At 69.5% G+C, this 5840-nt stretch carries 5 protein-coding genes; 3 read left to right on the plus strand and 2 right to left on the minus strand.

Annotation, left to right across the window (positions count from 1 at the left end; all coding sequences use genetic code 11):
- The 3 genes from AC1DS3_RS35605 to AC1DS3_RS35615 form a co-directional block, all read left to right on the plus strand.
- Positions 1-952: alpha/beta hydrolase (locus tag AC1DS3_RS35605; RefSeq protein WP_477129038.1), on the plus strand; the 952-nt coding region annotated here is incomplete at its 5' end.
- A 9-nt stretch (positions 953-961) separates the two neighbouring features.
- Positions 962-2857 (plus strand): penicillin-binding protein 1A, encoded by a 1896-nt coding sequence (locus tag AC1DS3_RS35610; protein ID WP_477129039.1) that lies wholly within the window; start codon positions 962-964, stop codon positions 2855-2857.
- Positions 2858-2885: 28 nt separating this feature from the next.
- Positions 2886-4145 carry an arsenic transporter gene (locus tag AC1DS3_RS35615; protein WP_441634147.1) on the plus strand — a complete coding sequence of 420 codons (1260 nt, stop codon included), beginning with the start codon at positions 2886-2888 and terminating at the stop codon, positions 4143-4145.
- 12 nt (positions 4146-4157) lie between these two features.
- Here AC1DS3_RS35615 and AC1DS3_RS35620 read toward each other — a convergent pair whose 3' ends face one another.
- Both AC1DS3_RS35620 and AC1DS3_RS35625 read right to left on the minus strand, forming a co-directional pair.
- Positions 4158-5477, minus strand: a complete 1320-nt coding sequence (locus tag AC1DS3_RS35620) for an NAD(P)/FAD-dependent oxidoreductase (RefSeq protein ID WP_441634149.1) — start codon at positions 5475-5477, stop codon at positions 4158-4160.
- Positions 5474-5840, minus strand: a 367-nt coding sequence (locus AC1DS3_RS35625; protein WP_477129040.1) for an amino acid ABC transporter ATP-binding protein, incomplete at its 5' end; no start/stop codon positions are given. The genes AC1DS3_RS35620 and AC1DS3_RS35625, both read right to left, overlap by 4 nt.

The raw sequence follows: 5840 nt of genomic DNA on the forward strand, positions 1-5840 counted from the left end.
CCCCCATTCACGCAAGGCCCTCGCCGCCGTCCTGCTGACCGCAGGCGGCTTCACCTGCTACTGGACCTACCTGACGCTGAACCAGGACAGGCTGTTGTTTGACGCCCGCCGCCGCCCGCCGCGGGACCTGCCCGAGGGCATTTCCGCCTACTCGCACGAAGTGCCGGGCGGTTTCCTGCGCGGCTACGTCTACGGCGACCAAGGCGTCCTGGACGCGGAAACCGGGGAAACCGTGCGAAATGCACAAACCGCGCGCGACCTGCTGTTCTACCTGCCCGGGCGCGGCGAGGATGTATTGGACACCATGCAATACCTGGCCTGGCTGCCGCCAGGCGTGGGCTTTGCCACCATGGACTACCGCGGCCTGGGCCACTCGGACGGCCACCCCTCCGAGCCAGCCGCCGTGGCGGACGCCAGCCAGTTCCTGCTGCACCTGCGCCGCATGTTCCCCGGCACGCGCGTGCATGTGGTCGGCCGCAGCCTCGGCACCGGCGTAGCCATCCAGCTGGCGGACCTGCAGGATTTCGAGAGCCTGCAGCTGATCACGCCTTACGACTCCTTGCTGGAGATCGTGCGCAAGCGCTTCCCGCTGGTGCCGCTGCGGCAACTGATGCGCCATCACTTCGACTCGATCTCCCACTGCAAGAAGGTGGTGCAAAGCACCAAGGTGCTGCTGGCCGAGGTCGACGAGGTGGTGCCCCACGAATGCTCGGAGCGCCTGATCGCAGCCTGGCCCGGCCAGGTAGCGCGGCAGATGATGCCGGGCACCAACCATTTCACCATCATCGAGCAGCCCGAGACCTGGCACGCGCTGGCGGAATTCGCGCAGCAGGTTAGCCGGCCCGGTGCCCGGCCGGTTGCACCGGARGTGCCGCAGGCCAATGGCGTGGAACCGGCGGCGGTGCAAGCCCCGGATGGCATGCCCGGCTTCCCGGTCTTCGCCCCAAGGTAGAATGCGCGCATGAAAAGAGTCGTTGTAAAGGCGGCAAGCGTCACTCTGGCGCTGGCTGCAGCCTCCACCCTGCTAGTTGGGTTCGCCGCCGTGGTGAGCCTTCGTCAACTCCCCGCCGTCGATGCGCTGCGGGACTACCGCCCCGACCTGCCCCTGCGGATCTATACCAGCGACAACGTGCTGATTGGCGAGTTCGGCAACGAGCACCGCGAATTCGTCCCGCTGGAGCGCATGCCMAAGCAGATGTCCAACGCGCTGCTGGCGGCGGAAGATGATCAGTTCTACCAGCACGCCGGCGTGGATGTCCCCGGGATCTTCCGCGCCGCGCTCGCCAATATCGGCGAGGGCTACGCCCAGGGCGCCTCCACCATCACCATGCAGGTGGCGCGCAACTTCTACCTGTCTCGCGAGAAAACGCTCTCGCGCAAATGGTATGAAATCCTGCTGGCCTGGAAGATCGACCGCTCCCTGCCGAAAGACCGCATCCTCGAGCTGTACATGAACCAGGTCTACCTGGGCGAGCATGCCTATGGCTTTGGCAGTGCGGCGCAAGCGTACTTCTTTGACGGGCACGCCGAGTACGTGGCGGAGCTGGCCCGCCAGCTTGCCTACGACCGCTTTGGCGAGGCCGCTTATACCCGCGGCCTCAATGTCTACACCACGGTATCGTCGGTGCGGCAAAGCCTGGCCTATGAGGCCGTGCACGCGGGCCTGGACCAGTATGGCAAGCGCCATGGCCAGCAGGCAGCGCCGCAGGCCGCGCTGGTCTCGCTGGATAGCAAATCGGGCGCCATCGAAGCCATGATCGGCGGCGCGGACTTTGCCACCAGCCGCTTCAACCATGCCACGCAGGCGCTGCGCCAGCCGGGCTCGACGTTCAAGCCGTTCATCTATTCCGCCGCGCTCGAGCGCGGCGTGTCGGCCACCACGCTGATCAACGATGCGCCGCTGGATGCCTCGTCGCGCTGGCAGCCGGGCAACGACGATGGCCGCTTCCTGGGCGCCGTGAGCGTGCGCCAGGCGCTGGCGCAGTCGCGCAACCTGCCTGCCATCCGGACCTTGCAGGCTATCGGCATTCCCTATGCGGTTGACTATGCCGGCAAGTTCGGCTTCTCCGAGCAGCGCCTGCCGCGCTACCTGCCGATGGCCCTGGGCACCGGCACCACCACGCCGCTGCGTCTGGCCGCCGCCTATGGCGTCTTCGCCAGCGAAGGCTACCGCACCGAGCCCTACCTGATCGAGCGCATCAGCGACGGCGCGGGCAACGTGCTGTTTACCGCCGACAGCGAACCCCAGCCGCACCGCGTGATTCCCGAGCGCAATGCCTATGTGATGAACAGCCTGCTGCGCAGCGTGGTGACCAGCGGCACCGGCGCAGGCCTGGAACGCTACCTGCGGCGCGCGGACGTGGCCGGCAAGACCGGCACCACCAACGATTCGGTCGATGGCTGGTTTGCCGGCTACGCGTCTGGCATCGTCACGGTGGCGTGGATGGGGTTCGACGATAACCGCAGCCTGGGCCGGCACGAGTTCGGCGCCACCACCGCCCTGCCGATCTGGGCCAGTTACATGGAAGGCCGCCTGGCGGGCCAGCCCGAGGCGGAATTCGTGGCGCCCAAGAACCTCGTGCGCAACGGCGACGACTGGGTCTACCCGGAGTACGCCGACGGCAGCCACGGCATTGCCGCGCTTGGCTTCCCATCCCCGCCGGCGGACGCCGATCCGGGGGCCGGGACGGCACTGACCGACACTAGCGACGCTACGGGCGCTACGGGTGTGACGGGCGTGACCAGTGCAACAAGCACCGCCGGCACCACCGGCACCACCGGCGCCGCCGAGCCCGTCAGAGCGCTGAGCCCTGCCCCGGCCGGCGTGCCGCCCCGCGCATCGCAGCCCACAACCTGAACCACCACCCGCCGCCCGCAAGGCTCCGATGCCATTCTCCCCGTACAGCAGCCCCTTGATCTGGTCGGTGGCAGCCACCGCCACCCTTGGCGTCATCACGCGGCCGTTCCGGCTGCCGGAAGCCTTCTGGGCGGTAGCCGGCGCGCTGCTGCTATGCGTGACCGGCCTGCTTGCCGTGCCCGATGCCATGGCCGCCGTGGCGCGCGGCAATGACGTCTACCTCTTTCTCGGCGGCATGATGCTGGTGTCGGAACTGGCGCGCAAGACCGGGCTGTTCGACCACGTAGCTGCCTTGGCGGTGCGCCAGGCCGGGGGATCGGCACGGCGGCTGTTCCTGCTGGTCTATGGCTTCGGCACCCTGGTCACGGTGTTCATGTCCAACGATGCCACCGCCGTGGTGCTCACGCCGGCAGTGCTGGCTGCCACCCGCGCCGCCAAGGTCAAGCATCCGCTGCCCTACCTGTACTGTTGCGCGTTCATCGCCAACGCCGCCAGCTTTGTGCTGCCGATCTCGAACCCGGCCAACCTGGTCATCTTCGGCGAGCACATGCCCTCGCTGACGGGCTGGCTGGCGCGCTTCACGCTGCCATCGCTGGTGGCCATCGTGGCCACCTTCGCCGTGCTCTACTGGACCCAGCGCGACGCGCTGCGCGAGCGCATCGCGACCGGCGTGCCAGTGCCGCCGCTGTCACTGGAGGCCAAGCTGACCGCCGCCGGCATCGTAGCCATGGGCCTGGTGCTGCTGACGGCCTCGCTGCTGGGCGCCGACCTGGGCTGGCCGACCTGCCTGGCCGGCGTGGCGACGCTGCTGCTGGTCTGCACCTGCCGGCCCGGCTTGTGCCTGCCGGCGTTGCGCGAGATTTCCTGGGGCGTGCTGCCGCTGGTGGCGGGCCTGTTCGTGCTGGTCGCGGCCCTGGAGCAGACCGGCCTGATCGGCAAGCTCGCCCACTTCGTGCAGGCGCTGTCGCAACAGTCACCCACAGCCGGCGTCTGGGTAACCGGCGGCACGGTGGCGCTGGTGTCCAACGTGGTCAACAACCTGCCGGCCGGGCTGTTCGCGTCCTCGGCGCTGGCGGCCAGCCATGCCTCCACGCAGGTCACCGACGCGGTGCTGATCGGCATCGACCTCGGGCCCAACCTGTCGGTCACCGGCTCGCTGGCGACCCTGCTATGGCTGACCGCGCTGCGGCGCGAGGGCCAGCACGTCGGCGCGCTGCAGTTCCTGCGCATCGGCGCGCTGGTGATGCCGCTGGCGTTGGTGCCGGCCCTGGCCACGCTGCTGCTTTAGGCGCTGCCGGCGTCAGCCCAGTTTGTCCAGCAGGCTGTACCAGGCCACCCCCGCGGCAATGTAGAAGCGCTGCAGGCCGTGCAGCGGAATCCCGGTCACGGGCGTGATGGGATACGGAAAATCCCCGCCCTTGCCCGCCAGCCGTGCCGCGATATGCTGGCCCAGGCTGGTGCACAGCGCGATGCCCCGCCCATTGCAGCCCAGCGCCATGACGACGCCCGGCGCGGGCTCATGCACATGGGGCATGAAATCGCGCGTGATCGCGATACGCCCTGCCCAGCGGTACTCGTAGGAGAGCGGGCCAAGTTGCGGGAACAGCAGCGCCAGCGAGCGCTCCAGGTGGGCAAAGTCCTGCGGCCCGCGCGGATCGGCGAAGAAGCCGCGGCCACCCATCAGCAGGCGCCCCTGCGCATCCTTGCGGAAATACAGCAGCAGCCGCTGCGAGGTGGATGCCGTCTCGCCTTGCGTGAGGATGCCGTGCGCCTCGGCGTCCCGGAGCGGTTGCGTGGCCACGATGAAGCTGTTGGCCGACAGCACTGTTTGCGCCAGGCCGGGCCACAGCGGGCCGGTGTAGCCGTTGGTGGCGATCACGACTTGCGTGGCCGTCACCGTGGTGCCCAAGGCCGTCGTCGCCACCCAGTGCGAGCCCTGGCGCACCAGTGCCGTCACCGCCGTGCCGCCATGCACCGTAGCGCCCGCCTGCTGTGCGGCGCGGACCAGCCCGCGTGTATAGGCCAGCGGCTGAATGGCGCCAGCGCGTCCATCCAGCCAGCCGCCGGCGAAGGCCTGCGTGCCCACGCGCCGCGCTACCGCGGCGCGGTCCAGCACCTCCACCGGCGCCCCGCGGCGCGCCCATTGCTCGGCGCGCGCATGCATGGCGGGCACGGCGCCTGGTGAATAGGAAAGCTGCAGCCAGCCGCTGCGCACGGGCTGGCAATCGATGCCGTGACGCGCGATCAGGTCGAACACCAGGTCGGCCGAGCGCGACACCGCATTGATCAACGGCTCGGCCCGGGCGGCGCCGAACAGGCGGACCAGCTCGTCGGGATCATGCTTGAGCGTGGGGTTGACCTGGCCGCCGTTGCGCCCGGACGCGCCCCAGCCCGGCTCGTTGGCTTCCAGCACGCACACGCGCGCGCCGCCCTCGGCCAGGTGCAGTGCGGTCGACAGGCCGGTGAAGCCACCGCCGATGACCAGCACGTCGGTGTTCAGCGATTCGCGCAGCGCGGGCGTGGGCGGCGCGGGCGGGGCCGTGGCCGCCCACAGGGAGGACGGCAAAGGCATCGCGGTGGCCGGGGCCGGCCGGATTGCCGTGAACTGGCTGGAGGTCATAGCGCCAGGTCCCCCGCCGCTTCCACCGGCTTATGCAGCACGCGCCGCAGGAAGTCCTGCGTGCGGGCGTGGCTGGGCGCGCCCAGCACCTGCGCGGCGGCGCCTTCCTCAACGATGGTGCCGCTGTGCAGGAAGCAAACGCGGTCCGCCACTTCCCGCGCGAACCCCATCTCGTGCGTCACCACGATCATCGTCATGCCCTCGCGCGCCAGGTTGCGCATGACCTCCAGCACGTCGCCCACCAGTTCCGGGTCGAGCGCCGAGGTGGGCTCGTCGAACAGCATGGCTTCGGGCCGCATCGCCAGCGCGCGGGCAATCGCCACGCGCTGCTGCTGCCCGCCGGAGAGCTGCGGCGGATAGGCC

Source organism: Cupriavidus sp. 01L46 (assembly GCF_056399905.1).

Bases quoted from the DNA above. Each gene is read 5' to 3' on its own strand.
- AC1DS3_RS35615 (WP_441634147.1), top strand. From the start codon at position 2,886: ATGCCATTCTCCCCGTACAGCAGCCCCTTGATCTGGTCGGTGGCAGCC.
- AC1DS3_RS35620 (WP_441634149.1), bottom strand. From the start codon at position 5,477: ATGACCTCCAGCCAGTTCACGGCAATCCGGCCGGCCCCGGCCACCGCG.